Here is a 24,463-nt window from a genome sequence, read left to right on the forward strand (position 1 = left end):
ATGATGTCGCAACGCTTCCCGATCGCGAAGGGCGGTGGCGCCGCGCTGGCCGCGACGCTGGCGCTGCTGCTGGCGCCGGCCGCGGCGCCCGCCGACGGCGGTCCGCCCGCGGCGCCGGTCAGCCGCCCGCTCTATGTGACGCAGGCGCCGATCGTGATGCTGAAGGACATGGATTCGGGCGCCATCCTGTTCGAGCGCGGCGCCGACAAGCGCTTTGCGCCGGCATCGATGGCCAAGGTGATGACCGCCTATGTCGTGCTCGACCTGATCGAGAGCGGCAAGCTGTCGCGCGACGCCGTCTTCACCGTCAGCGAGGCGACGTGGCGGAAATGGAACGGCGGCAACGGCGGATCGACGATGTTCCTGCGCGCGGGCGAGAAGGTTTCGGTCGACGAGCTGCTGAAGGGGCTGATCACCGTTTCGGGCAATGACGCCGCGGCGGCGCTGGCGGTCGGCATCGACGGCAGCGAGGAAGCTTTCGTCAAGCGAATGAATGTAGTGGCGGCCGGGATTGGCATGACGTCGAGCCGATTCGGAACCCCGAGCGGCTGGCCCGACGGCGGTATCACCAAGGTCAGCGCGGCCGACCTGATCACGCTGGCCGACCGGCTGATCCGCGACCATCCCAAGGGTTATGCGCGCTATTTCGCGATCCCCAAACTCCAGCATGGCAAGGCGCCCGACGGCACGCCGATCGTCCAGCCGAACCGCAACCCGATCCTCGGACGCTTTGCCGGTGCCGACGGGCTCAAGACCGGACACACAGCCGAAGCGGGCTATTGCTTTCTCGGCTCCGCGAAACGGGACGGCCGGCGGCTGATCATGGTCGTCGCCGGCATGGCCAGCGAAAAAGCGCGCCGCGACGAGGCCGAGCGGCTGATGAACTGGGGCTTCGGCGCGTGGGAAGGGCGCGAGATTGCCTCCGCCGGCGCGGCCGTCGGCCGTCTCGCCGTCGAGCGGGGGAGAGCCCCGGTGGTCGCCGCCGAAGCGGCGATCCCGGTGCGCATGACGGTGCCCAAAGGCTATCAGGGCGGATTTCGCGCGACGATGCGCGCCACGGCGCCGCTGACCGCGCCGGTCGCGCGCGGCGACCGGATCGCCGAGCTGGTCGTCGCGCCCGACGGCCTGCCGCCGCAAACCACCCCGCTGCTGGCCGCCGCCGACGTCGGCCGGGGCGGCTGGTGGGCGCGCATGCGCACCGGCTTCTATCGGCTGACCGGCTGGTGAGCGGGCGCTTCATCACGCTGGAAGGCGGGGAGGGGGTCGGCAAGTCGACCCAGATCCGCGCGCTGGCCGCCGCGCTCGCCGCGCGGGGACTCGAGGCGCTCGTCACGCGCGAGCCGGGGGGCAGCCCCGGCGCCGAGGCGATCCGCGCGCTGCTGATGGAGGGTGCCGACGACCGCTGGGACGCGCGCAGCGAGGCGCTGCTGTTCGCCGCCGCGCGCGCCGACCATGTCGCGCGCACGATCCGCCCGGCGCTCGCGCGCGGGGCGTGGGTGCTGTGCGACCGCTTCGTCGATTCGTCGCGCGCCTATCAGGGCGGCGGCGGCGGAATCACCGACGCCGATATCCTGATGCTCCACGGTTTCGGATCGCTGGGACTGTTGCCCGACCGGACCTTCCTGCTGACCGCGCGCGCCGAGGAGGTCGGGCGCCGCCTGGCGGTGCGCGATGCCGACGGCGCCGACCGCATGGGAAGCAAGCCGGATGATTATCAGGCGCGGCTCGTCCGCCGCTTCGCCGAAATGGCGGCCGCCGAGCCCGGCCGCTGGCGCGTGATCGACGCCGAGGCGCCGGCGGAGGCGGTCACCGCCGCGATCCTGACCAGCCTTGCGGACTGGCTGCCGTGATGATCGGGCATCAGGAGGCCGAGAAGGCCATCATCGACGCGTGGAGCGCCGGGTGCCTGCATCATGCGTGGCTGCTCGCCGGGCCGCAGGGCATCGGCAAGGCGGCCTTCGCGTCGCGCGTCGCGCGCTTCCTTGTCACCCACGATGCCGGTGGAGAGGGCGGGGCGATCGCGCTCGACGACCCCGGCGACGGCGCGGCGGGGCGGCTGGTCGAGGCGGGCAATCACCCCGAGATCGTCCGGCTGGAACGCCAGCCCAAGGAAAAGGGCAAGGACCTCGCGCGCAACATCACCATCGACCAGGTGCGCACGATGATCCGGCGTCTGTATCTGTCGCTGTCGCTCGGCCACTGGCGCGTGGTGATCATCGACGCGGTCGACGACCTCGAGACTGACGGCGCCAATGCGCTGCTCAAGACGCTGGAAGAGCCGCCGGCGCGGACGGTGTTCCTGCTGGTCAGTCATTCGCCGGGGCGCTTGCTGCCGACGATCCGGTCGCGGTGCCGGACCCTGCGTTTTCAACCGCTTGACCCTGACGTCATGACGGCGTGGCTGCACGAATTGCGCCCGATGCTCGACCGCGCAGAGGCGCGCGCGATCGTCGCGGCGTCGGGCGGGGTGCCGGGCAAGGCGCTGGCGTTGATCGACAGCGACGTCGCCGCAATGGAGAAGAAACTGCTCGCGATCGCAGCGGGCGGCGATCCCGACAACCGGCTGCGCGAGGCGCTGGCGCGCGAGGTCGGGGGGGCGAGCAATCGGGCGCGGCTGGAACTGGTGATCGACATCGTACCGGGTCTGCTCGCGCGGCTCGCCCGCGAACGCCCGGTGAGCGAGATCGCGCCGGTGCTCGCCGGTTGGGACCGCGTGCAGCGCACCGTCCGCGACGCGGTGCGCGGATCCTACGACGGGGCGATGGTCGGGTTCGAGATCGGCAATTGCCTGGCGGAACTGGCGCCGCGCGAGGGGTGAGGGGCCGGATTTGGGTATTGTCCGGTTAGACTTTGATGACTTTGGATTGACCTACTTTCGTCATTGCGAGCGGAGCGAAGCAATCCAGAGCGGTTACCGCACGCTCTGGATTGCCGCGCGGCTTCGCCGCTCGCAATGACGATTCCATTCTATGTCATCACACTCTAGAAACCGTTCCCCGGCGAAAGCCGGGGTCCATGCGGGACAGCGCTATAACATCTGGACCCCGACTTTCGTCGGGGAACGAACCTTAATTTGCCTGAAGACAGATATGCCGGTTTGTTTCAACACGACGATGATGAAAGGAGAGCTATCGATCCGCTTCAGCCTTTGTGACGGCCCGGCCCTTTCCCAACGGCGCCGCAGCCGCTAAGGCGCGCGCATGTCCGCAGAGAAAATCCCCTTCTACATCACCACCGCGATCAGCTATCCCAACGGTCGCCCGCATATCGGCCATGCCTATGAGGCGATCGCGACCGACGTCATGGCGCGGTTCCAGCGCGCGCAGGGGCGCGACGTGCGGATGGTCACCGGCACCGACGAGCATGGGCTGAAGATGTTCCAGACGGCGCGCGATCAGGGCCGCGCGACGATCGATCTCGCCGATGAAATGTCCGGTTATTTCCGCGAGATGTACGCCAAACTGAATATCGGCTACGATCATTTCATGCGCACGTCGGACCCTGCGCACCACCGGGCGTCGCAAGCGATCTGGCGCGCGATGGAGGCGAACGGCGACCTTTATCTCGACCGCTACGAGGGCTGGTATTCGGTTCGCGACGAGGCCTTCTACGACGAGGACGAACTGACCGAAGGGGAGGGAGACGTCCGCCTGTCGCCGCAGGGCACGCCGGTCGAGTGGACGGTCGAGGAAAGCTGGTTCTTCCGCCTGTCGGCCTATCAGGACCGATTGCTCGCGCTGTATCGCGATCATCCCGACTTCATCCGCCCCGAAAGCCGGCGCAACGAAGTGCTGCGCTTCGTCGAGGGCGGTCTAAAGGATCTGTCGGTCTCGCGCACCAGCTTCGACTGGGGGGTGCCGGTGCCGGATTCGCCGGGGCACGTCATGTATGTGTGGGTCGACGCGCTGACGACCTATCTGTCGGGGATCGGCTATCCCGACCGCGACGGCGAATTCGATCGCTTCTGGCCCGCCGACATTCACATGATCGGCAAGGATATCGTGCGTTTTCATACGGTTTACTGGCCGGCTTTCCTGATGAGCGCCGGCCTGCCGCTGCCGAAGCAGGTGTTCGGGCACGGCTTTCTGCTCAATCGCGGCGAGAAGATGTCGAAATCGCTCGGCAATGTCGTCGATCCGATGGACCTCGCCGAACGCTTCGGGGTCGATACGCTGCGCTATTATCTGCTGCGCGAGGTGAGCTTCGGCCACGACGGCAGCTATTCGGCCGAGGCGATCGTGCGCACCGCCAATGCCGACCTGGCGAACAGCTTCGGTAATCTGGCGCAACGCAGCTTGTCGATGATTTTCAAGAATCTGGACGGCGACGTTTCGTCGGATTATCAGGAAGCGCCCGAGGATGCGGCGCTGCTGGCCGACGTGCTGGTGATGGCGCGCGACCGGCTGCCGCGTGCGTTCGGCGATCTCGCTTTCTCGGTGGGCATCGAGGACTGGCTGCGCGCGGTCTTCGCGTGCAATCAATATGTCGACACGCAGGCGCCGTGGGCGCTGCGCAAGACCGATCCCGAGCGGATGCGCGCGGTGCTGATGACGCTGTTCCAGGCGGTGCGCGCGCTGGCGATCGCGATCCGTCCCGTGGTGCCTGCCTCGGCCGACCGGCTGCTCGACCAGATGGGCGTCGCCGCGCGCGACAGCGCGGCGCTCGCCGACGACGGCTGGTTCGCGGCGCTGGCGGCGAGCGGCTTCGCGGTCGGCCAGCCGGTGCCGATCTTCCCGCGCCTCGACCTGCCCGAAGGGGAGGAGGCGGCCGCCTGATGCTCGTCGATTCGCATTGCCATCTCAATTACAAGGGGCTTGCCGAGCGGCAGGGCGAGGCGCTCGCCCGCGCGCGCGAGCGCGGCGTGACCGCGATGCTCAACATCGCGACGCGCGAGAGCGAATGGGACGCGGTGCTCGCGGTGGCCGAGGCGAACGCCGACGTCTGGGCGAGCGTCGGGATCCATCCGCACGACGCCGACGGCCATCCCGACGTCGACACCGCGAAGCTGGTCGAGCGCGCCGCGCATCCGCGCGTGATCGGCATCGGCGAGACGGGGCTCGACTATTATTACGACAAGAGCGACCGGGGCCGGCAGCGCGACAGCTTTCGCCGGCATATCCATGCCGCGCAGCAGAGCGGACTGCCGATCATCGTCCATACGCGCGAGGCCGAGGCCGACACGCTGGCGCTGCTGGGCGAGGAGATGGGCAGGGCGCCCTACGCCGGCGTGATCCACTGCTTCACCGCGAGCGACGATTTTGCGCGCGGGGCGCTCGACCTCGGCCTCTATATCTCGATCTCGGGCATCGTGACCTTCCGCAACGCCGCCGACCTGCAGGCAACGGCGCGCTGGCTGCCGCAGGAGCGGCTGCTCGTCGAGACCGACGCCCCCTTCCTCGCCCCCGTCCCGCACCGCGGCAAGCCCGGCGAACCCGCTTTCGTCGCTGATACGCTGGCCTTTCTTGCCGAACTGCGCGGCGAGGACCGCGGCGCGCTCGCGGCCGCGACCAGCGAAAATTTCTATCGTCTTTTCAGCAAGGCGCAGCCATGACGTCGCACCACGTATGAAGCTGCGGATTCTGGGTTGCGGGACGTCGTCGGGGGTCCCGCGCATCGGCGGCGACTGGGGGCGCTGCGACCCCGACAATGCGCGCAACTTGCGCAGCCGTGCCTCGATCCTCGTTTCGCTCGGTGGGTTCCGGCTGCTCGTCGACACCAGCCCCGACATGCGGCTCCAGCTGCTCGACGCGGGGGTGGGCGAGGTCGATGCGGTGATCTGGACGCACGAACATGCTGACCATTGCCACGGGCTCGACGATCTGCGGCAGATCATGCATCTGCGCGGCTCGGCGGTGCCGGCCTATGCGCGCGGCAATGTGCTCGACATATTGAAATGGCGCTTCACCTATGCCTTTGTCGGCAACGCCGGCTATCCGGCGTCGGTCGATCCGATCGATCTGGCCGATCATCAGGCGATCGGGCCGATCGAAGTGTCGGCAATCGACATGCCGCACGGGCCAATCAAGGCGACCGGGCTCATCTTCAGCGACGGTGCGCACAGGATCGGCTACGCCACTGATTTTTCGAGATTTACCGACGATATGGTCGATTTCTTCCAGGGCGTCGACCTGTTCGTCATCGACGCGCTGCGCCGCTATCCGCACCCGACGCATCCGCATCTGGCGATGACGCTCGAAGGATTGCGCAAGGTCGGCGATCCGCGCGCGATCATCACGCACATGGACAACACGATGGATTATGACGAACTGGCGGACGAATTGCCGCCGGGCGTCGAACCGGGCTATGACGGGTTGGAGGTGCAGCTATGACGATGGAAACCGGCGCCAACATCCTGTGGTTCGCGATGGCCTTCACGCTGGTGCTGAGCGCGCTGGTCGTGCGGCGGCTGCCGGCGGCCGACTGGATCAAGATGGGGCTCGCGTGGGTGGCGATCTTCGCGCTCGTATTCCTGGCGATCCGAACCTATCAGCTCGCCGCGGGGTGAGGTCCACCTCCCTTCCCGTATCGAATATTATTTAACATAATATATATTATCGGATAAATATATGCCCCAGGATGCGACCGGCTCCCCTCCATCCCCCATCGGCCGGCTGCGCGCCGTCATGCGGCGGTTGCGCGATCCCGACGGCGGATGCGAATGGGATCTGGCGCAGGATTTCGCGACGATCGCGCCCTATACGATCGAGGAAGCCTATGAGGTCGCCGATGCGATCGCCGGCGGCGATCCTGCCGCGATATGCGACGAACTCGGCGACCTGCTGCTTCAGATCGTCTTTCAAAGCCAGATCGCGGCCGACAAGGGCCTGTTCGATTTCGACGACGTCGCCACCGCGATCGCCGACAAGATGGAACGGCGCCATCCGCATATCTTCGGCGATGCCCAGACCGGCGACGTCCGCCAGCAATGGGAGCAGATCAAGGCCGCCGAACGCGCCGCCGATGGGCCCAGGGGCGCGCTCGACGGCGTCGCGCTGTCGCTGCCCGCGCTGCTGCGTGCGCAGAAATTGCAGGCGCGCGCCCGCGCGCGTCGGCTTCGACTGGCCCGACGCCGAAGGGCCACGCGCCAAGATCGCCGAGGAACTGGCCGAAGTCATGGCGGCCGACAGCGATGCCGCGCGCTTCGAGGAGGTCGGCGACCTGCTGTTCGCGGCGGTCAACTATGCCCGCCATCTGGGCATCGACGCCGAAGAGGCGCTGCGCGCCGCGAATGCTAAGTTCCAGCATCGCTTTCAGGGGGTTGAGGCGCGAGCCGCAGGTCGCATCGCGGACCTGCCGCTCGACGCGCTCGAAGCGCATTGGCAGGCAGTCAAGGCGTCGGAGCTATAGAGCGCGATGTTTTGCGAGCGTAACGTATCCGCCCGGTGAGAGCCGCCTTGTTCGTCGCGGTTTCGCGCGCTCATAAGCGTGCTCGTGTGAGCGAGCTTAAGGACGGATATGAGCCAGGTAACGCTGTTTAGCGGCCCCGAGCGTCGTCGGCGGTGGAGTGAGGATGAGCGGCTTCAGATCCTGAACGAGGCGTTTGCGCCGGGTTCCTGCGTTGCCGAGGTTAGCCGCCGGTATGACGTTTCGACCAGCCTGATCTATATATGGCGGCGCAAGTTTCGCGCAGCCTTGCCGGGCCCCGTTTTCGCCGAGGCGATGGTGGCCGACGATCTGCAGCCGCCTTCGTCCGCGCCGGGCGTCGCGATCCTGATCGAGCTGCCCGGCGGCGGCCGGGTCAGTATTGCGGCATCGGCATCGCCGATGCTGACCGCCGCGGCCTTGAAGGCGCTGCGATGATCCCGCCCGGCGCGCGGGTATGGATAGCGATGGGGCATACGGATATGCGCAAGGGCATGCAGGGGCTTGCGCTGCTCGTTCAGCAGAGCCTGGGGCGTGATCCTTTCGGCGGCGATCTCTTCGTCTTTCGGGGGCGTGCCGGATCGCTGACCAAGATCATCTGGCATGACGGTATCGGCATGTCGCTTTACGCCAAGCGGCTCGAGAAGGGGCGCTTTATCTGGCCGTCGGCGAAGGACGGGATCGTGTCGCTGACGAGTGCCAACTGGCCTGTCTGCTCGACGGGATCGACTGGCGTAACCCGCAGTATAGCTGGCGGCCACAAAGCGCGGGATAGCGCCCGGTATGATGCATTTTGGGCTTGATTGGTGGGGCCGATGGTGATTCATTCATGGGCATGGAAGCCGCCGTTTCGCCCACTCTGGACGACGTCGCAGCGCTCAAGGCGCTGCTGAACGCGGCGACCCGCAGAGCCGACGAGGCCGAAGCGCGGCTCGCCAACGCAAAGGCCCGCGAGAGCGCCACCGAGGCGATGATCGCCCATCTCAAGCTGCAGATCGCCAAGCTGAAGCGCGAGGCCTACGGCGCCAGCGCAGAACGCAGCAAGCGTCTCCGGCGCAGATGGAGCTACAGCTCGAAGATCTCGAGGCCGATGCCAGCGAGGATGAACTCGTCACCGAGGCCGCCGCCGCAAAGGCCCTGTCCGTCACCGCGTTCGAGCGCAAGCGCCCGAGCCGCAAGCCGTTCCCCGATCACCTGCCGCGCGAGCGCATCGTCGTGCCCGCCCCTGTTCCTGCCCGGCATGCGGCAGCAGCCGCCTTGCCAAGCTCGGCGAAGACATCACCGAGACGCTCGAGGTGATCCCGCGTTCGTGGAAGGTCACCCAGACGGTGCGCGAGAAGTTTTCTTGCCGCGATTGCGAGAAGATCACCCAGCCACCGGCGCCCTTTCATGTGCTCCCTCGCGGCTGGGCCGGGCCGAGCTTCCTCGCGATGCTGCTGTTCGAGAAGTACGGGCAGCACCAGCCGCTCAACCGCCAGGCGGAGCGGTTCGCCCGCGAGGGCGTGCCGCTCAGCACATCGACGCTCGGTGATCAGGTCGGCGGCGGTGCCCATGCGCTGCTACCGATCTATCGCCTGATCGAAGCCCATGTCCTCGCCGCCGAGCGATTGCACGGCGACGATACAACCGTGCCGGTCCTTGCAAAGGGCAAGACCGATACCGCGAGGCTGTGGGTCTATGTGCGCGACGACAAGCCGTTCGCAGGTGCCGATCCGCCCGCGGCGCTGTTCCACTACTCGCGCGACCGGCGCGGCGAACATCCGCAAGCTCATCTCACGTCCTGGACGGGGATATTGCAGGCCGACGCCTATGGTGGCTACGGCGAGCTCTACCGCGAAGGGCGTATGCCCGGACCCATCTTCGAGGCGGGCTGTTTCGCTCACGCACGGCGCAAGTTCTTCGAGCTCGCCGACGTCGAGGGCGCGGCACGCAAGAAGAGCCGCGGCGAGCGCTCGGGTGTCATCTATCCGATCGCACTCGAGGCCGTGCAGCGGATCGATGCCTTGTTCGATATCGAGCGCGCCGTGAACGGCAGCAGCGCCGCCGAGCGCCTCGCCCTCCGTCAGGAGCAGAGCGCGTCGTTGCTAGCCGAGCTCCACGCCTGGCTCACCGAACAGCTCGGGAAGCTGTCGCGCAACCACGACCTTGCCAAGGCGATCAACTACATGCTCCGGCGCTGGGCCGCGTTCAGCCGCTTCCTCGATGACGGGCGCGTCTGCCTGACCAACAACGCGGCAGAACGGGCGCTGCGCTGCGTGCCGCTCGGTCGCAAGGCCTGGCTGTTCTGCGGATCCGATCGCGGCGGTCAGCGCGCCGCCATCCTCTACACGCTGATCCAGACCGCGCGGCTGAACGATATCGATTCGCAGGCCTGGCTCGCCGATGTGCTCGACCGCATTGCCAGCCATCCCGTCAGCCGGCTCGATGAGCTCCTCCCCTGGAACTGGCAAAGCAAGCACGCCGCGATCGCCGCCTGATGGACGTGAACAAAGTCGATAGCGTCAAAACCCTGGCGCTCGTCGCGCGGGAGCTCGGCAGAGACGAAGAGTGGCTCTTCGACATCGCCGCGGAAATGGAACCCGAAGACGGGCTGATCTGGGTGTTCGGGCCCGATGATGACGGCGGCGCCATGGCCTTCACGCCTGACGGCATCGAATGCCTCATCAACCTCATTGCCGAACAATCATAGCTGATCCGCGGCCTCCACCGGATGGGTACAGCGTAACGAAGCAATCTCCAGCTATCGGTATTGCGCAGGACGATAGCTGGAGATTGCTTCGTCGCTACGCTCCTCGCAATGACAAAGTGGGTCAATCCAAAGTCATCACACTAACCCGCCGGCAGCATGCCGTTTCATTCAATGCCGGTCAGGCCACAGCCGTTCAAAGCGCGCGCGGTCGGCGGGGTCGAGCCGCACGGTCAGCAGATGGCCGTCGCCCTGCGGTTCATCGGCCAGCACTTCGCCGCGCGCGTGCAGCCATGCCATCGCCTCGCCCTGATCGAAGCGCAGGCGCACACGCAGCAGTTCGTGCCGCGCGGTCAGTTCGGCGGCCATCAGGACGCGCGCCGCCTCGACCCCCTCGCCCGTCGCCGCGGAGATCGGCGCGACGTCGGGGCGCCGCGCCGCCATCGCCTCGATCTCGGCGCGACGCTCGGGATCGGCGGTGTCGATCTTGTTCCATATCTCGATCTGCGCGATCGGGGGGGCGCGGTCTTCGCCATCCCCTTCGCCGCCGCCTGCTTCATTGACGCCCAGCGAATCGAGAATCGCGCGCACATCGGCATATTGCGCGTCGGTGTCGGGATGAACGATGTCGCGGACGTGGACGATCAGGTCGGCGGTCGTGACCTCCTCCAGCGTCGCGCGGAAGGCCGCGACGAGTTCGGTCGGCAGGTCGGAGACGAATCCCACCGTGTCGGACAGGATCGCCTTGTCGATTCCGGGCAGGCGGATTTCGCGCATCGTCGGGTCGAGCGTCGCGAAGAGCATGTCTTCCGCCATGACGTCACTGCCGGTCAGTCGGTTGAAAAAGGTCGACTTTCCGGCATTGGTATAGCCGACCAGCGCGATCACCGGCCACGGCGCGCGCTGCCGCTTGGCGCGCTGGAGCTGGCGCGTGCGGCGCGCATCGTCGAGCTGGCGGCGGATGCGCGCCATGCGGTTGCGGATCATCCGGCGGTCGGCCTCGATCTGCGTTTCGCCGGGACCGCCGAGGAAGCCGAAACCGCCGCGCTGGCGTTCGAGGTGGGTCCAGCTGCGTACCAGCCGCCCGGCCTGATAGTCGAGGTGGGCGAGTTCAACCTGAAGCCGCCCCTCCGCCGTCGCGGCGCGTTCGCCGAAGATTTCGAGGATCAGCCCGGTACGATCGATCACCTTGGCGCCGAACTCGGTTTCGAGATTGCGTTGCTGGATCGCGGTCAGGGCCGCGTCGACGATGACGAGCTGCGCCGCGTTTTCGGCGATGCCGGGCTTGATCGCCTCGATCTGGCCGGCGCCGATCAGGGTCGCGGCGCGCGTCTGGCGCAAGCGTAGCGGATGCACGGCCACCACATCGAGACCGATGGCCAGCGCGAGCCCTTTCGCTTCGGCAACGCGCGCGTCGAGGTCGCGCGAAAGCCCCTGCCCGTGCCACTCGGGCACGACCAGCACCGCCGCGGCACCGCGCGTCACCTCGCCCTGTGCGGCGTCGTCCATCGGATCAGTCGCCGGAGTCGCCTTCCCCGCTGTCGGCCAGATTGATCGGACCGTTCGGCTGCACCGTCGAAATCGCATGCTTGTAGACGAGCTGAACCTGCCGTTCGCGCTCGAGCAGCATGCAGAACAGGTCGAAAGCGACGATGTCGCCCTGCAGCATCACGCCGTTGACGAGGAACATCGTCACCGATTCCTCGGACCGGCGCACCGCGTTCAGGAACACGTCCTGCAACGCCTTCCCCTTGCTGGGCGGCGCGTCGCGGACATTGTCGCCGAGCAGCGCCAGGTCGAAATCGTGCGACGGCATGATCGTCGAGATCGCATGCTTGTAGACAAGCTGCGACTGCCCGTCGCGGCGGAGCAGCAGCGAGAAATTGTCGAACCAGGTGATGATCCCCTGAAGCTTGACGCCCTTGACGAGGAACATCGTCACCGGGGTCTTGCTGCGGCGCAGGGCGTTTAGGAAAAGATCTTGAAGATTCTGGGTTTTATCGGACACATTGGCCTCCTGTTCTTGGCGGCAAAAGCCGCAGCGCGACACCGGCGGCGCCGGCAGCCTGCATCTTCGCAGGCGCAATATGGGGCAAAGCGCGGCACAGGTCCAGTGGTCTCTATACTATGGAAAAAGCGGGATGTTCCCGCGAAGCGGGTCCGAAGCACGCGCCTGTCGCCAGAGCCCGCCCCGACCGGTGTCGTTTCGAACCGGTCGGCGACGGTTCCCGGCGCGCGTTCGCCCACCCAGAGCGGTGTGCCATAAACCTGCACCGCCCCTTATCCGTTCGTGTCTCGACAAAGCCGTGTCCCCCCGCCCTTCGACTGCCCGCAGGGCGGGCGCTCAGGATAAACTTCCGCCATAGGCGGAAGGCGGAGGTCCATCTTCAGCCGGTTCCATCTCGAAACCACCGCAGATGGGTCCCAGCCTTCGCGGGGACACACGATAAAGGACCGTTGCAAGATGAATCCCCACACGCCTTAGAAGGACTCGGCATTGCGAGCGGCGAAGCCGCGCGGCAATCCAAAGTCATCAGGGTCTAGCCGTCGCCGTCGGGATGCTCGGTGAGGCCCAGCAGCTTGAGCTTGCGGTGCAGCGCGGAGCGTTCCATGCCGATGAAGGTCGCGGTGCGCGAGATATTGCCCGAGAACCGGTTGATCTGGATGCGCAGATATTCGCGCTCGAAATTCTCGCGCGCTTCCTTGAGCGGGATCGCGGTGATCGATTCGGCGTGCGGCAGGATATCGGTGCCGCCCCGCATCAGCTCGGCCGGCAGCATGTCGGCGTCGATCCGCGCCAGCCGGTCGCTGGGCGCGAGGATCATCACGCGTTCGATCACATTGCGCAGCTCACGCACATTGCCCGGCCAGTCGTGCGCCTGGAGCGCCGCCATCGCCTCTGCGCTGATCTCCGGCGGGGGGACGCGGCGGTCGGCGGCATAACGCCGCACGAAATGATCGGACAGGCTGGCGATGTCGTCGCGCCGCTCGCGCAGCGGCGGGATATGCACCGGCACGACGTTGAGCCGGTAATAGAGATCCTCGCGAAACCGTCCCTCGGCGATCTCGATCTTCAGGTCGCGCGCCGACCCCGAAATGATGCGGACATCGACGCGGATCATCGTGCGTCCGCCGACGCGGTTGAAGCTCTGGTCGGTCAGCACGCGCAGGATCTTGCCCTGCGTGGTCAGCGGCATGTCGGCGACCTCGTCGAGGAACAGAGTGCCGCCGTGCGCCTGTTCGAGCAGGCCGACACGGATCGAGCCATCGTCCGATTCGGTCCCGAAAAGCTCTGCCTCCACCGTCTCGGGGTCCATGCGTGCCGACGAGATTACGCGGAAGGGCGCGGTCTGCCGCCCGCTCCAGCCGTGCAGGACGCGCGCGGCAACCTCCTTCCCCACTCCCGGCGCGCCGGTGATGAGGACGCGGCTGCCGGTCCCCGCCACGCGCTTCAGCGTCGCACGGACATTGTTGATCGCGGCGCTGGTGCCGGTCAGTTCGTCGGCCGGGCCAGCCTTTTCGCGAAGCTGCTCATATTCGAACTTCAGCCGCTCGCTTTCGGTGGCGCGCGCGACAAGATGCAGCAGGCGCTCGGCCTCGAACGGCTTTTCGATGAAATCGAAGGCACCGCGGCGGATCGCCGCCACCGCGGTATCGAGCCCGCCATGGCCCGAAATCACGATGATCGGCAGCGTCGGGTCGAACGCCTTGATCGCCTCGACCAGCCCGAGCCCGTCGAGCCGTGATCCCTGGAGCCAGACGTCGATCAGCGCGAGCGACGGGCGGCGCTGGCGGACGGCTTCGAGCGCGGCGTCGCTGTCCGACGCGGTGCGCGCCTCATAGCCCTCGTCCTCCATGACCCCGGCCACTAGCTCGCAGATGTCGCGTTCGTCGTCGACGATCAAAATATCAAGCGCCATGATCTTCTCTATCCTGTCGGGTGCGGATGCGGCCCGGAACCGATTCCGCCTGTCCTGTCGATCCCCCTCCCCCTTTTCCGGCCAGCGGGCGCAGCCGGTCGGGATGCAGCGTCAGCGTGACGCAAGTCCCCTGCCCCGCCGGATTGTCGGTGAATTCCAGCTCGCCATAATGTTGTTCGACGATCTTCTTGACGATCGCGAGCCCCAGCCCGGTGCCGCCCCGCCGCGTCGTCATATAGGGTTCGGCGATGGCGTCGCGCGCCTCCGGCAGGCCGATGCCGTCATCGGCGACGGTAATGCGCACCGCTCCGTCGTCGGTCGTCTCGAGGCTCGCCTCGACCCGGCCCACCGCCGGTTCGGTCGAATCCTTGTATTTCTCTTCAATAGCTTCGACCGCGTTCTTGACGATATTCGTCAAGGCTTGCGACAGCAGGCGCCGGTCGCACACCAGCGGGTCTATCTCGCCCGGCGTACGGATGCGAAAGGCGATGTCGGGCTTGGCGACCTCGAACAGGAAGACGGCCTGGCGCAGGATGTCGCGGGGGTCCTCGACCCCAAATGTCGGCTTGGGCATGCGCGCGAAGCTGGAGAATTCGTCGACCATCCGGCGCATGTCGTGCACCTGCCGGATCACCGTGTCGGTCAGCTTGCGGAAGGTCGCGGTGTCGCCCTCGACCTTGTCGCCGAAACGGCGCTGGAGGCGTTCGGCGGCGAGCTGGATCGGAGTCAGCGGATTCTTGATTTCATGCGCGATGCGGCGCGCGACGTCGGACCAGGCGGCGCGGCGCTGGTCGAGAAGCTGCTGGGTGATGTCCTCGAAGCTGAGGACGAAGCCATCGCCCTGCGCGACCGCCTTGGCGGCGAGCGTCGCGGGCTCGGCATCCTTGCGGGCGAGCTGGACGATCGCCTCATGCTCCTCGCTGTCGAGCAGGCGCGCGAGTTCCGGCGCCACCTCGGCGAGCGGGCGGCCGGTCAGCCCCTCGCCATCGGGTTCGATCAGCCGCTCCGCGGCCGCGTTGGCGAGCAGGATGCGGTGATCGGCATCGACCGAAATCACCGCCGACGACACGCCGCTCAGCACCGCCTCGATGAAGCTGCGTCGTGCCTCGAGCTGCTCGTTGACGTTGACGAGGGCGCTCGTCTGCCCTTCGAGCTGTTCGGTCATGCGGTTGAAGGCGCGGGTCAGCACCGCGATTTCGTCGTCGCGGCGCGGCGGCGAGACGCGGACCGACAGGTCGCCGCCTGCCGCGGTGCGGGTGGCGCCGATCAGCGTGCCGAGCGGCCGGACGATGCGGTCGGCGACGACGATCGCCGCGATCACCGCCAACGCGAGCAGCAGCAGCGATCCGAGGTAGAGCGCGCCGTTGAACTGCAACTGCAACTGCTGCGATCGTTCGAACAGGTCGTTATAGTCGGCGAGGACGTTGCTGGCGCGGAGCGATTGCTGGAACCCGGGCACGTTGAAGTCGCGCGATGCGTAGAGATAGGCGCGCCGCGTCCCCGGCAATCGCGTCGCCGCCTCGATCCGGTCGGGCTGGCGGACGACGACGACGTCCTCGCCGGCATCGAGCCGGGCGAGGATCGCGGGTGAAAGCCGGTTCTCCGCCTCGCGGTCGTCGGGATTGATCGCCGCCGCGGTGCGCGCGACATTGTCGACCCCGATCTCGATGATCGCCGATTCATTCAGGTTTCGGACGACGACCTGCTGGAAATAATAGTTGGAGAAACCGGGATCGTCGGTCGAAGCGCGCTGGAGAAAGGCGCCGAGGTCCTTCGCCATCGCGCCGGTGTTCGCCGCGACTTCGCGCTGGTTCTCCTGATAATAGCCTTCGGCAAGGCTGGCGGCATTTTCGAACATGCCGCGCGAGCGGTCGGAGAACCAGAAATCGACGCCATATTGGAACAGCAAAGAGGCGAAGATCACGACAAGCAGCGTCGGGACCGCCGCGATCAGGGAGAACAGCGCGACGAGGCGGACGTGGAGGCGACCGTTGCCGCCACCCATCGACCGCGTCGCGCGCGCCCGGGCGATGCGGCTGCCGACCAGCACGATCAGCGCCATCGCCGGCACAAGGTTGGCGACCATGATCGCCGCGACCAGCGCCGGGGTCAGCAGCCGCTCGCTCTGCGCGTCGCCGGTGACGAAGATATAGGTCGCGATCGCAACGCTGGCGATCACCGCCAGCGTGTAATATTCGGGCGCGGCAAAGCGCCAGATCCCCGAGCGAGCGGCCGCATCGTCCGAATCGATATCGAGGGCGAGGCGGGCCGGCTGCACCATATGTTGCGTCGATACGACAAAGCTGTTGCATAGAGAACACACAAACTGCGTTATTTTTGCCGACCGGCGCGCCCGCCGCCCGGTCCGGCGCGGGATTTTGTGGCTGCGGCGCCCGCTCAGGGATGCGTGGGGTCGATCGCGAGCTGGCCGAGCCGCTTGCGCAGCGTGTTGCGGTTGATGCCGAGGCGGCGCGCCGCCTCGAGCTGGTTGCCGCGTGCCGCGCGCAGCGTGCGGCGGAGCAGCGCGGCCTCGACGATCGCCAGCAGCCGCGCGTGCAGATCGCCCTCCGCGCCCGCATCGGCGAGCTGTTCGCGCGCCCAGTCGTCGACCGCGCGTGCGATCGATTCCGCCGTGCCCGCGTCCGCTTCCTCCCCGTCGTCGCGGAGCACCGACGTGACGTCGTGCGCGGTGACGACCGTGTCGCGCGACAGCACCGCGAGGCGCTGCACGACATTGCCGAGCTCGCGGACATTGCCCGGCCAGTCGTGGCGTTCGAGCAACTGCATCGCGGCGGGCGCGAACTGGCGGTCGGGCAGTCCGGCATGACGCCCCGCCTCGACGAAATGGCGGACGAGCGCGGCGATGTCGCTGCGCCGTTCGCGCAGCGGCGGCAGGGTCACCGGGATGACATTGAGCCGGTAGAACAAATCCTCGCGGAACCGTCCGTCGGCGACGAGCGCGCGCATGTCGCGGTGGGTCGCGGCGACGACGCGCACATCGGCCCGAAGCGCCTGGCTGCCGCCGACAGTTGAATATTCGCTCGTCTGGAGGACGCGCAACAGCCGCGTCTGCGCCTCGATCGGCATGTCGCCGATCTCGTCGAGGAACAACGTGCCGCCCGCCGCTTGCTCGAACCGCCCGGCGCTGCGGCTGGTCGCGCCGGTGAAGGCGCCCTTTTCGTGGCCGAACAGATCGGCCTCGATCAGCTCGCGCGGGATCGCCGCCATGTTGATCGCGACGAACGGGCCCTTGCGCCGCAGCCCGGTGGCATGGATCGCGCGCGCGACGACCTCCTTGCCGGTCCCGGATTCGCCGAGGATCAGCACGGCGAGGTCGTTGGTCGCGAGCCGCGCGATGGTGCGATAGACCGCCTGCATCGCCGGGGCGCGGCCGACGAGGCCGTGGCTGTCGTCGGTCGCCGGCTCGACGCGCTCGCTGGGCAGCACGCGCCGCTGGAGCGCGGCGCGCACGCTGGCGGTCAGTTCGTCGAGATCGAAAGGCTTGGGCAGATAGTCGTAGCTGCCGATCCCCGTCGCGCGCACCGCAGTGTCGAGCGTGTTGCGCGCCGACAGCACGATCACCGGCGTCAGCGGGTCGACCCCGGCGCCGGGCAGCGAATCGATGCCGTCGCCATCGGGCAGCACCACGTCGGTGATGATGAGGTCGGGGCGGTTCTCGGCCAGCCATGCGTTGCGCTCGGCGATGCCGGTCACCGATGCGAAATGGGCGCACTCCCCGGCCAGCGTCTCGCGCACGATCAACGCGATCGCCGGATCGTCCTCGACCAGCAGGATCGTCTTGCCGCCCGCCGTGCGTGCCTGCGTCATGGCGTCCCTTTCCGCCCGGCCGCCGGCAGATGGACGCGGAAGCGCGTCCAGTCGCCGTCGCGGACATGCTGCACCGTCCCGCCCATGTCGCGCGCCAGCTTGGCAACAAGCGCGAGGCCGAGGCCGCGCCCATCGCGCTTGGTGGTCACGAAGGGCGCGAACAGGTCGCCGCGCATGTCCATCGGCACGCCGGGGCCATTGTCGCTGACGCTGAGTTCGATCGGCAGCGCGATGCGCCCGCGCCCGTCGCCATTGTCGATCGACAGGCCGTGGCGATAGGCGGTGGCGATGCGCACCACCCCGTCGTCGCGCCCCGCCAGCGCCTCGCACGCGTTGGTGACGAGGTTGAGCAATATCTGAACCATGGCGTCATGATTACCGAGCACCAGCGGCAGCGACGGGTCGAAATCCTCGGTGAAGCGAACGCCGGGGAATTGCCGGGCGCGCGCGGTTTCCATCGCCTGATGGATCGGCGGATAGAGGTTGATCGCCGAACAGGCGAGCGGTCCGCCGCGCGAGATATGTTCCATCTGGTCGATCAATGTCGCGATCCGGTCGACCTCGGCGCAGATCAGCGTCGTGAAACGTTCGCCGCCCGCATCGACCTGCCGCGCGAGAAGCTGCGCCGCGCCCTTGATGCCGGCGAGCGGGTTCTTGACCTCGTGCGCGAGCATCGCGGCAGCGGCGCCCGCGGCGCGGCCCGAACGGCCGATCGCGCCGCCCATCAGTTCGGCCTCGCTGTCCGAAGGAATGAGCGCCAGGATGCGGTGCCCCGCTGTGCCATAGGGCACCATCTGCATGTCGACGACGATCGTCCGGCGCCCACCGACCGCGATCTCGGCCCGGTGCGCGAACAGCGCCGCGGTCGCGGGGTCGTTCATCCGCTGCCGATAGCCGCGGTCGAGGGCGATGACGTCATGGATGCGGCGCCCGACCATCGCCGACCGCCCAGTATTGCAAAGCTGTTCGGCGGCGGCGTTGACGAACAGCACCACACCGCCGCGGTCGATCAGCAGGGTCGCGACCGGGTGCGACTGGATGAATTCGTCATGATCGAAGCTGGGGATGCTCGACGTGAGCGCGGTCACGCCGCCGCCTTGCTGAGGAAGGGGCCATAGAAGGCGGCGAGCGCGTCGAGGACGCCGCGGCTGTCGGGAATCTGATTGACCTTGTTGCGGAACTCGGCCGAACCGGGCAGCCCCTTGACATACCAGCCGAGGTGCTTGCGCGCGATATTGACACCCGTCGTCTCGCCATAATGGTCGAGCATCGCGCGATAGTGCGATGTAATGACGGCATATTGTTCGTCGATGCCGGGATCAGAGCGCTCGCCCTCGCCGCGCAGCGCCGTCATCACCTGGCCGAGCAGCCACGGGCGGCCATAGGCGCCGCGGCCGATCATCACCCCGTCGGCGCCGCTCTGCGCTAGCGCCGCGCGCGCGTCGGCGACCGAACAGATGTCGCCGTTGACGATAACGGGGACCGACACCGCATCCTTGACCTTGCGGACGAAGCTCCAGTCGGCGGTGCCCTTGTACATCTGGTTGCGCGTGCGGCCGTGGACGGTGATCATCTGCGCGCCAATATCCTCCGCGATATGCGCAAGTTCGGGCGCGTTCAGGCTGTCATGGCACCAGCCCATGCGCATCTTGACGGTAACCGGAACCTTCACCGCCCGCACGCAGGATTCGATCAGCGCGGCGGCGAGTTTCGGTTCGCGCATCAGCGCCGATCCTGCGTCGCCGTTGGTGACTTTGCGCACCGGGCAGCCCATATTGATGTCGATGATCGCCGCGCCGCGATCCTCGGCCAGCTTTGCCGCCTCGCCCATCTCATAAGGCGTGCAGCCGACGAGTTGCATCGACACCGGCTCTTCGACCGGGTCCCAAGCGGCTTTCTGGATCGACTGGCGCGTCTCGCGGATCGCCGCCTGGCTCGCGATCATCTCGGTGACGTTGAGCCCCGAGCCGTAACGGCGCACCAGCGTGCGGAACGGCCGGTCGGTGACGCCGGTCATCGGCGCGAGGATCACGGGGTCCTCGATGCGGATCGGGCCGATCTGGATGGGCCGCAACGGCGCCATGGCGGATGCTTTCGTCGAATTGCCTAAAAAATGAGCACGCCACCTACACGCTTAGCGGCTTTCCCGCAAGCGGCGGCTGCGCTAACCGGCGCGCGTCATGACCGAGTCGGCTCCCCTTCCCGCGCCGCGCGCCGTCGCGATCCTGCTGGCCGGCGGCCAGGGCGCCCGCGCCGGATTCGACCAGCCGAAGCAGATGCAGACGCTGGGCGGCAAGCCGGTGCTACGCTGGAGCCTCGACGCCTTCGCCGCACATCCGGCCATAGCGGAGGGCGTGCTGGTGGCGAGCGGTGCCGTCGCCGCAGCGGCGGGCGACCTGCCCCGCGGCTGGACGATCGCCGCGCCGGGCGCCGAACGGCAGGATTCGGTCGCGAACGCGCTGGCGGCGCTGGCGGACGAGCCCGACGAGACGCCGCTGCTGGTCCATGACGCGGCGCGGCCGGGGGTCGAGGCCGGCGTGATCGACCGGCTGCTGACCGCGCTCGATACGGCCGAAGCCGCGATCCCGACGCTGCCGGTCCCCGACACGCTGGTCGAACATGGCGGGAGCGAAGCGGGCGCGACCGTCGACCGCAGCGCGCTCGCCCGGGTCCAGACACCGCAGGCCTTTCGGCTCGGCACCCTGCGCCGCGCGCATGTCGCCGCGGCGGCGAACGACGCGACCGACGATGCGCAACTCGTACGGCGGCTCGGGCTCCGCGTTGCAACGGTCGAGGGCGATGCGCGGCTGCACAAGCTGACCTATGCCGCCGATCTGACGATCCTGTCGGGGCTGCTGGAAACGGAGGGGCGTATGCGGACCGCGGTCGGAATGGGGTATGACGTGCACCGGCTGACGGCGGGCAAGCCACTGTGGATCGGCGGCATCGAAATCGCGCACAGCCACGGGCTCGAAGGGCACAGCGATGCCGACGTCGCGCTCCACGCGCTCACCGATGCCATCTTCGGCGCGCTGGGCGAAGGCGACATCGGCGATCATTTCCCGCCGAGCGACCCGCAATGGCGCGGAGCCGCCTCGTCGCGCTTCCTGGCCTTTGCCGCCGAGCGCGTCGCGGCGCGCGGCGGCCGGGTGTCGCACGCCGACCTGACGATCATCGCCGAGGCGCCGCGGATCGGCCCGCACCGCGCCGCGATGCGCGAACGGATCGCGGAAATCCTTGCGGTTTCGCCCGATCGCGTTAGTGTGAAGGCGACAACGACCGAGCGGCTGGGTTTTGCGGGCCGCCGAGAGGGGATCGCCGCGCAGGCCGTCGCTACGTTACAACTTCCGGAGAATTGATCTTGCAGCCTGTCGATGAAACGCGCCGAGTCGCGCGTGAAGAGGTCGCCGCGTCGGTTCTGGCCGCCAATCGCGCGGCGGAGCGCCGGGTCGCGGTCGCCGAAAGCTGCACCGGCGGCATGGTGTGCGCGGCGCTGACCGATATCGCGGGGAGCAGCGACGTGTTCTCCGCGGGCTTCATCACCTATTCGGGCGATGCCAAGCAGCGCCAGCTCGACGTCAGCAGCGAAATCCTCGAAACCTTCGGCGAGGTGTCGCTCGCGACCGCGTGGGCGATGGCGGCGGGCGCGCTCGCCAATAGCGACGCTGACGTCGCGGTGGCAATCACCGGCATCGCGGGCCCCGGCGGCGGGTCGGAGAAGAAGCCGGTCGGACAGGTCGTGTTCGCGCGCGCGCTGCGCGGGCAGGACCCCGACGACTATTTCTCGCAGGTCGTGCGTTTCCAGTCGACCGAACGCGCCGCGATCCGCCACGCGGCGACGCTGTTCGCGCTCGACCTGCTTCAGCCCGAGAAGGACTCGCTGCGACCGTCGTCCGACGACATCGAGCTTCCCGCGCCGTAAAGGACCGCCGCGCGGTCCTCGAACGCCGCGATCATGCGGCGCAGCGCCTTGTCGAACATCTGTCCCGCCAGCGTTTCGAAGACGCGGTTGCGGAACGAGAAATCGACGAGGAAATCGACGCGACAGCCGCCGCCGTCGAGCGGCGCGAAATGCCATTCATTGTCGAGATGGCGCATCGGTCCGTCGATATAAAGGACCGCGACATGGGTCGGCCGATGCTTTTCGACCCGGCACGAAAAACTCTCGCGCAGCCCCTTGAAGCCGACGATCATGTCGGCGAGCGCCGCGTGCTCGTCCTGACTGCGTACGCGCAGGGCGACGACCCATGGCAGAAATTCGGGGTAACGCGCGATATCGGTGACGAGCGCGAACATCTGTTCGGCGCTGTAGGGCAGTTCGCGGGTTTCGTGGTGCCGGGGCAAGGTCAGTCGGCGGCCGCACGCGCCAGCTGCGCCTCGCGCGCCGCACGCATGCGCTCGAAATCGTCGCCGGCGTGATAGCTCGACCTGGTGAGCGGCGACGAGGCGACCTGGAGGAACCCCTTGGCGCGGGCGATCTGGGCATAGGCGTCGAACGCCTGCGGCGTCACGAAGTCGATCACCTTCGTATGGCGCGGGGTCGGCTGAAGATACTGGCCCATCGTCATGAAGTCGATATCGGCGCTGCGCATGTCGTCCATCACCTGATGAACCTCCATCCTTTCCTCGCCGAGGCCGAGCATGACGCCCGACTTGGTGAAGATCGACGGGTCGCGGCGCTTGACGCTTTCGAGCAGGCGCAGCGAGGCGTAATAGCGCGCGCCGGGGCGGATCGTCGGGTAAAGCCGCGGGACGGTTTCGAGATTGTGGTTGTAGACGTCAGGACGCGCGTCGACGATCGCCGCGACCGCGCTGTCGGGCTTGTTGCGGAAATCGGGGGTGAGAATCTCGATCGTCGTCGTCGGCGTTTCGCGGCGCAGCGCCTCGATCACCTTGACGAACTGGCTCGCGCCGCCATCGGGCAGGTCGTCGCGGTCGACCGAGGTGATGACGATGTGCGTCAGCCCCATCTTCGCCGCGGCGATCGCGACATGTTCGGGCTCAAACGGATCGACCGCGCGCGGCATGCCGGTCTTGACGTTGCAGAAGGCGCAGGCGCGCGTGCAGGTGTCGCCGAGGATCATCACCGTCGCGTGCTTTTTCGTCCAGCATTCGCCGATGTTCGGACAGGCCGCTTCCTCGCACACCGTATTGAGGTTGAGGTCGCGCATCAGGCGCCGCGTCTCGGCATAGCCGGGGCTGGTCGGCGCCTTGACGCGAATCCAGTCGGGCTTGCGCGGGCGCAGGGTCGAAGGGCGGGCGGGCTGTGCGGGTGCGGTCATCGCGCTCACATAATCGCGTGGCCCGCTCTTCTCAACTCCGCATCTTCGGTTTAAGGCGCGCCCATGACTCACTTTGCCGATTTGCTCGATGGCTATGCCCGGTTCCGCGCTACAGGGTGGAAAGAGCAACGAGAGCGATGGGAGCAGCTGGCCGAGGGGCAATCGCCCAAGGTGATGGTGATCGCCTGTTCGGACAGCCGGGTCGAACCCGCGCAGATCTTCGACACCCACCCTGGCGAGATTTTCGTCGTCCGCAACGTCGGCGCGCTCGTGCCGCCCTTCGAAACCACGCCGGGCCGCCACGGCGTGTCCTCCGCGCTCGAATTCGCCGTCCAGATATTGCATGTCGAGGAGATCGTCGTTCTCGGCCACGGGCTTTGCGGCGGCTGCCATGCCGCGCTGCACCGGACGATGGAAGGCACCGAGCCCGGGCATGGCGGCTTCATCGCCGACTGGATCTCGATGCTCGACGAGGCGAGCGCGGCGGTGCGCGCGCGCCACGACGATCTGCACAGCAACGGCGCGCGGCGCGACATGGAATTTTCGGCGGTGAAGGTCAGTCTCGACAATCTGCGCACCTTCCCCTGCATCAGCCAGAAGGAGGAGCGCGGCACGCTGAAGCTGCGCGGCGCGCTGTTCGCGGTCAGCGACGGCATCCTCCACCTGCTCGACGAAGCGACCGGGGAGTTCAGCCCGGTGCCGGTTGCGGCGGTGGATTAGAGATCTTGAGGATATCGGATCGATCCGCCCCGTCATTGCGAGGAGCGTAGCGACGAAGCAATCTCCGGCTATCGGGATCGCAGGACGATAGCTGGAGATTGCTTCGCTTCGCTCGCAATGACGCAAGGGGGTCGATGTAAAGTCATCATCATGCTGGCATGGCGGAGCAATGTAGGAAAGCCGTTTGTCGCGGCGTTCCCGCTGCTCACGGAATCGCGTAGGTCACGTTCGCCTGCCCGATCGGCCGTTCGGGATCGTCGGTCCACAATCGCACGTCCATGACCGCCAGCCGCTTGCCGAGCCGCAGCATGTGCGCGTCGGCCATCACCGGGCCGGGGCGGCACGGGCGCAGGAACTGATAGTTGAGCGCGCTCGTCACCGCCATCGCGACGGGGCCGATATGCGCGAGGACGAGCGCATAGGCGGCCATGTCGGCGAGCCCCATCTGGGTCGGGCCGGACACCAGCCCGCCCGGACGCAACGCCTGTTCATTGGGATCGAGCCGCGCCTGCACATGCCCCGGCGCGACGGACACGACATGTCCGCGCGAACCGGGGCGCGAATGCGGGAAAGCCTCCGCCATGAAGGCGTTGAGCGCCGCCGCGTCCATGCGGATCGCGTGCGACGAAATCGGCTCTGCGGCGGACGCCGCTTCCCCTTTCATG

At 67.4% G+C, this 24,463-nt stretch carries 23 protein-coding genes and 2 pseudogenes; 15 read left to right on the forward strand and 10 right to left on the reverse strand.

Features of this window, described 5'->3' with window-relative positions:
• The 12 genes and pseudogenes from AC2S9W_RS13675 (at position 1) to AC2S9W_RS13730 (ending at position 10,051) form a co-directional block, all read left to right on the forward strand.
• The gene (locus AC2S9W_RS13675) at positions 1–1,227 is read left to right on the forward strand and encodes a D-alanyl-D-alanine carboxypeptidase family protein (RefSeq protein ID WP_083675084.1); all 1,227 of its coding nucleotides are present in this window, start codon (positions 1–3) and stop codon (positions 1,225–1,227) included.
• Entirely contained in the window at positions 1,221–1,850 is a 630-nt protein-coding gene (tmk, locus tag AC2S9W_RS13680) for a dTMP kinase (RefSeq protein ID WP_076077835.1), read from the forward strand. Before AC2S9W_RS13675 ends, tmk begins: the two co-directional genes overlap by 7 nt.
• Positions 1,850–2,818, forward strand: a complete 969-nt coding sequence (locus AC2S9W_RS13685) for a DNA polymerase III subunit delta' (RefSeq protein ID WP_104959662.1) — start codon at positions 1,850–1,852, stop codon at positions 2,816–2,818. The genes tmk and AC2S9W_RS13685 overlap by 1 nt, the downstream gene beginning before the upstream one ends.
• A 382-nt stretch (positions 2,819–3,200) precedes the next feature.
• Positions 3,201–4,775 (forward strand): methionine--tRNA ligase, encoded by a 1,575-nt coding sequence (gene metG / locus AC2S9W_RS13690; protein ID WP_076075363.1) that lies wholly within the window; start codon positions 3,201–3,203, stop codon positions 4,773–4,775.
• Entirely contained in the window at positions 4,775–5,551 is a 777-nt protein-coding gene (locus AC2S9W_RS13695; RefSeq protein ID WP_076075360.1) for a TatD family hydrolase, read from the forward strand. Before metG ends, AC2S9W_RS13695 begins: the two co-directional genes overlap by 1 nt.
• 13 nt (positions 5,552–5,564) lie before the next feature.
• Positions 5,565–6,329: an MBL fold metallo-hydrolase gene (locus AC2S9W_RS13700; RefSeq protein ID WP_076075358.1), complete on the forward strand. Its 765-nt coding sequence runs from the start codon at positions 5,565–5,567 to the stop codon at positions 6,327–6,329.
• Positions 6,326–6,505 carry a hypothetical protein gene (locus tag AC2S9W_RS13705; protein ID WP_067106587.1) on the forward strand — a complete coding sequence of 60 codons (180 nt, stop codon included), beginning with the start codon at positions 6,326–6,328 and terminating at the stop codon, positions 6,503–6,505. The genes AC2S9W_RS13700 and AC2S9W_RS13705 overlap by 4 nt, the downstream gene beginning before the upstream one ends.
• A gap of 61 nt (positions 6,506–6,566) precedes the next feature.
• Positions 6,567–7,347: pseudogene (gene mazG, locus AC2S9W_RS13710) on the forward strand (nucleoside triphosphate pyrophosphohydrolase).
• 108 nt (positions 7,348–7,455) lie between these two features.
• The gene (gene tnpA / locus AC2S9W_RS13715) at positions 7,456–7,800 is read left to right on the forward strand and encodes an IS66-like element accessory protein TnpA (protein ID WP_486571026.1); all 345 of its coding nucleotides are present in this window, start codon (positions 7,456–7,458) and stop codon (positions 7,798–7,800) included.
• A complete protein-coding gene (tnpB, locus tag AC2S9W_RS13720; protein WP_486571027.1) occupies positions 7,797–8,165 on the forward strand; it encodes an IS66 family insertion sequence element accessory protein TnpB in 369 nt (122 codons plus the stop codon). The genes tnpA and tnpB overlap by 4 nt, the downstream gene beginning before the upstream one ends.
• A 32-nt stretch (positions 8,166–8,197) precedes the next feature.
• Positions 8,198–9,839, forward strand: a pseudogene (tnpC, locus tag AC2S9W_RS13725) (IS66 family transposase).
• On the forward strand, positions 9,839–10,051 hold the full coding sequence (locus AC2S9W_RS13730) for a hypothetical protein (protein WP_104960183.1): 213 nt from the start codon (positions 9,839–9,841) through the stop codon (positions 10,049–10,051). The pseudogene tnpC and the gene AC2S9W_RS13730 overlap by 1 nt, the downstream one beginning before the upstream one ends.
• A gap of 168 nt (positions 10,052–10,219) precedes the next feature.
• On the opposite strand, the gene hflX is transcribed toward AC2S9W_RS13730, so the two are convergent.
• The 7 genes from hflX to dusB all read right to left on the reverse strand — a co-directional run bounded on the left by hflX (position 10,220) and on the right by dusB (position 19,879).
• Positions 10,220–11,557, reverse strand: a complete 1,338-nt coding sequence (hflX, locus tag AC2S9W_RS13735; RefSeq protein ID WP_104959664.1) for a GTPase HflX — start codon at positions 11,555–11,557, stop codon at positions 10,220–10,222.
• 4 nt (positions 11,558–11,561) lie between these two features.
• Complete coding sequence (hfq, locus tag AC2S9W_RS13740; RefSeq protein WP_067106641.1) at positions 11,562–12,056, reverse strand: RNA chaperone Hfq; 495 nt, start codon at positions 12,054–12,056, stop codon at positions 11,562–11,564.
• A gap of 532 nt (positions 12,057–12,588) precedes the next feature.
• A complete protein-coding gene (gene ntrX, locus AC2S9W_RS13745) occupies positions 12,589–13,968 on the reverse strand; it encodes a nitrogen assimilation response regulator NtrX (protein ID WP_067106596.1) in 1,380 nt (459 codons plus the stop codon).
• Complete coding sequence (locus AC2S9W_RS13750) at positions 13,958–16,249, reverse strand: sensor histidine kinase (RefSeq protein WP_076075345.1); 2,292 nt, start codon at positions 16,247–16,249, stop codon at positions 13,958–13,960. Before AC2S9W_RS13750 ends, ntrX begins: the two co-directional genes overlap by 11 nt.
• Before the next feature lie 116 nt (positions 16,250–16,365).
• Positions 16,366–17,796, reverse strand: coding sequence for a sigma 54-interacting transcriptional regulator (locus AC2S9W_RS13755; protein WP_067106600.1), 1,431 nt, complete (start codon positions 17,794–17,796; stop codon positions 16,366–16,368).
• Positions 17,793–18,884 (reverse strand): two-component system sensor histidine kinase NtrB, encoded by a 1,092-nt coding sequence (locus AC2S9W_RS13760; protein WP_067106602.1) that lies wholly within the window; start codon positions 18,882–18,884, stop codon positions 17,793–17,795. The genes AC2S9W_RS13755 and AC2S9W_RS13760 overlap by 4 nt, the downstream gene beginning before the upstream one ends.
• Positions 18,881–19,879: a tRNA dihydrouridine synthase DusB gene (dusB, locus tag AC2S9W_RS13765; RefSeq protein ID WP_067106604.1), complete on the reverse strand. Its 999-nt coding sequence runs from the start codon at positions 19,877–19,879 to the stop codon at positions 18,881–18,883. The genes AC2S9W_RS13760 and dusB overlap by 4 nt, the downstream gene beginning before the upstream one ends.
• Before the next feature lie 97 nt (positions 19,880–19,976).
• Here dusB and AC2S9W_RS13770 point away from each other — a divergent pair, with 97 nt between their 5' ends.
• On the forward strand, positions 19,977–21,155 hold the full coding sequence (locus AC2S9W_RS13770) for a bifunctional 2-C-methyl-D-erythritol 4-phosphate cytidylyltransferase/2-C-methyl-D-erythritol 2,4-cyclodiphosphate synthase (protein WP_067106606.1): 1,179 nt from the start codon (positions 19,977–19,979) through the stop codon (positions 21,153–21,155).
• A gap of 2 nt (positions 21,156–21,157) precedes the next feature.
• Entirely contained in the window at positions 21,158–21,718 is a 561-nt protein-coding gene (locus AC2S9W_RS13775; RefSeq protein WP_067106607.1) for a CinA family protein, read from the forward strand.
• On the opposite strand, the gene AC2S9W_RS13780 is transcribed toward AC2S9W_RS13775, so the two are convergent.
• Complete coding sequence (locus AC2S9W_RS13780) at positions 21,658–22,140, reverse strand: type II toxin-antitoxin system RatA family toxin (protein ID WP_486571028.1); 483 nt, start codon at positions 22,138–22,140, stop codon at positions 21,658–21,660. The two genes, AC2S9W_RS13775 and AC2S9W_RS13780, sit on opposite strands and share 61 nt — an antisense overlap.
• Before the next feature lie 2 nt (positions 22,141–22,142).
• Positions 22,143–23,078, reverse strand: a complete 936-nt coding sequence (lipA, locus tag AC2S9W_RS13785; protein ID WP_104960347.1) for a lipoyl synthase — start codon at positions 23,076–23,078, stop codon at positions 22,143–22,145.
• Positions 23,079–23,141: 63 nt separating this feature from the next.
• Between lipA and AC2S9W_RS13790 the strand changes: the two genes are divergently transcribed.
• Positions 23,142–23,798, forward strand: a complete 657-nt coding sequence (locus AC2S9W_RS13790) for a carbonic anhydrase (RefSeq protein ID WP_104959665.1) — start codon at positions 23,142–23,144, stop codon at positions 23,796–23,798.
• A gap of 205 nt (positions 23,799–24,003) precedes the next feature.
• Here AC2S9W_RS13790 and AC2S9W_RS13795 read toward each other — a convergent pair whose 3' ends face one another.
• Positions 24,004–24,462 carry a PaaI family thioesterase gene (locus tag AC2S9W_RS13795; protein WP_076075337.1) on the reverse strand — a complete coding sequence of 153 codons (459 nt, stop codon included), beginning with the start codon at positions 24,460–24,462 and terminating at the stop codon, positions 24,004–24,006.
• Position 24,463: the final 1 nt, after the last annotated feature.

The sequence above is a fragment of the Sphingopyxis sp. 550B genome, from assembly GCF_057401805.1.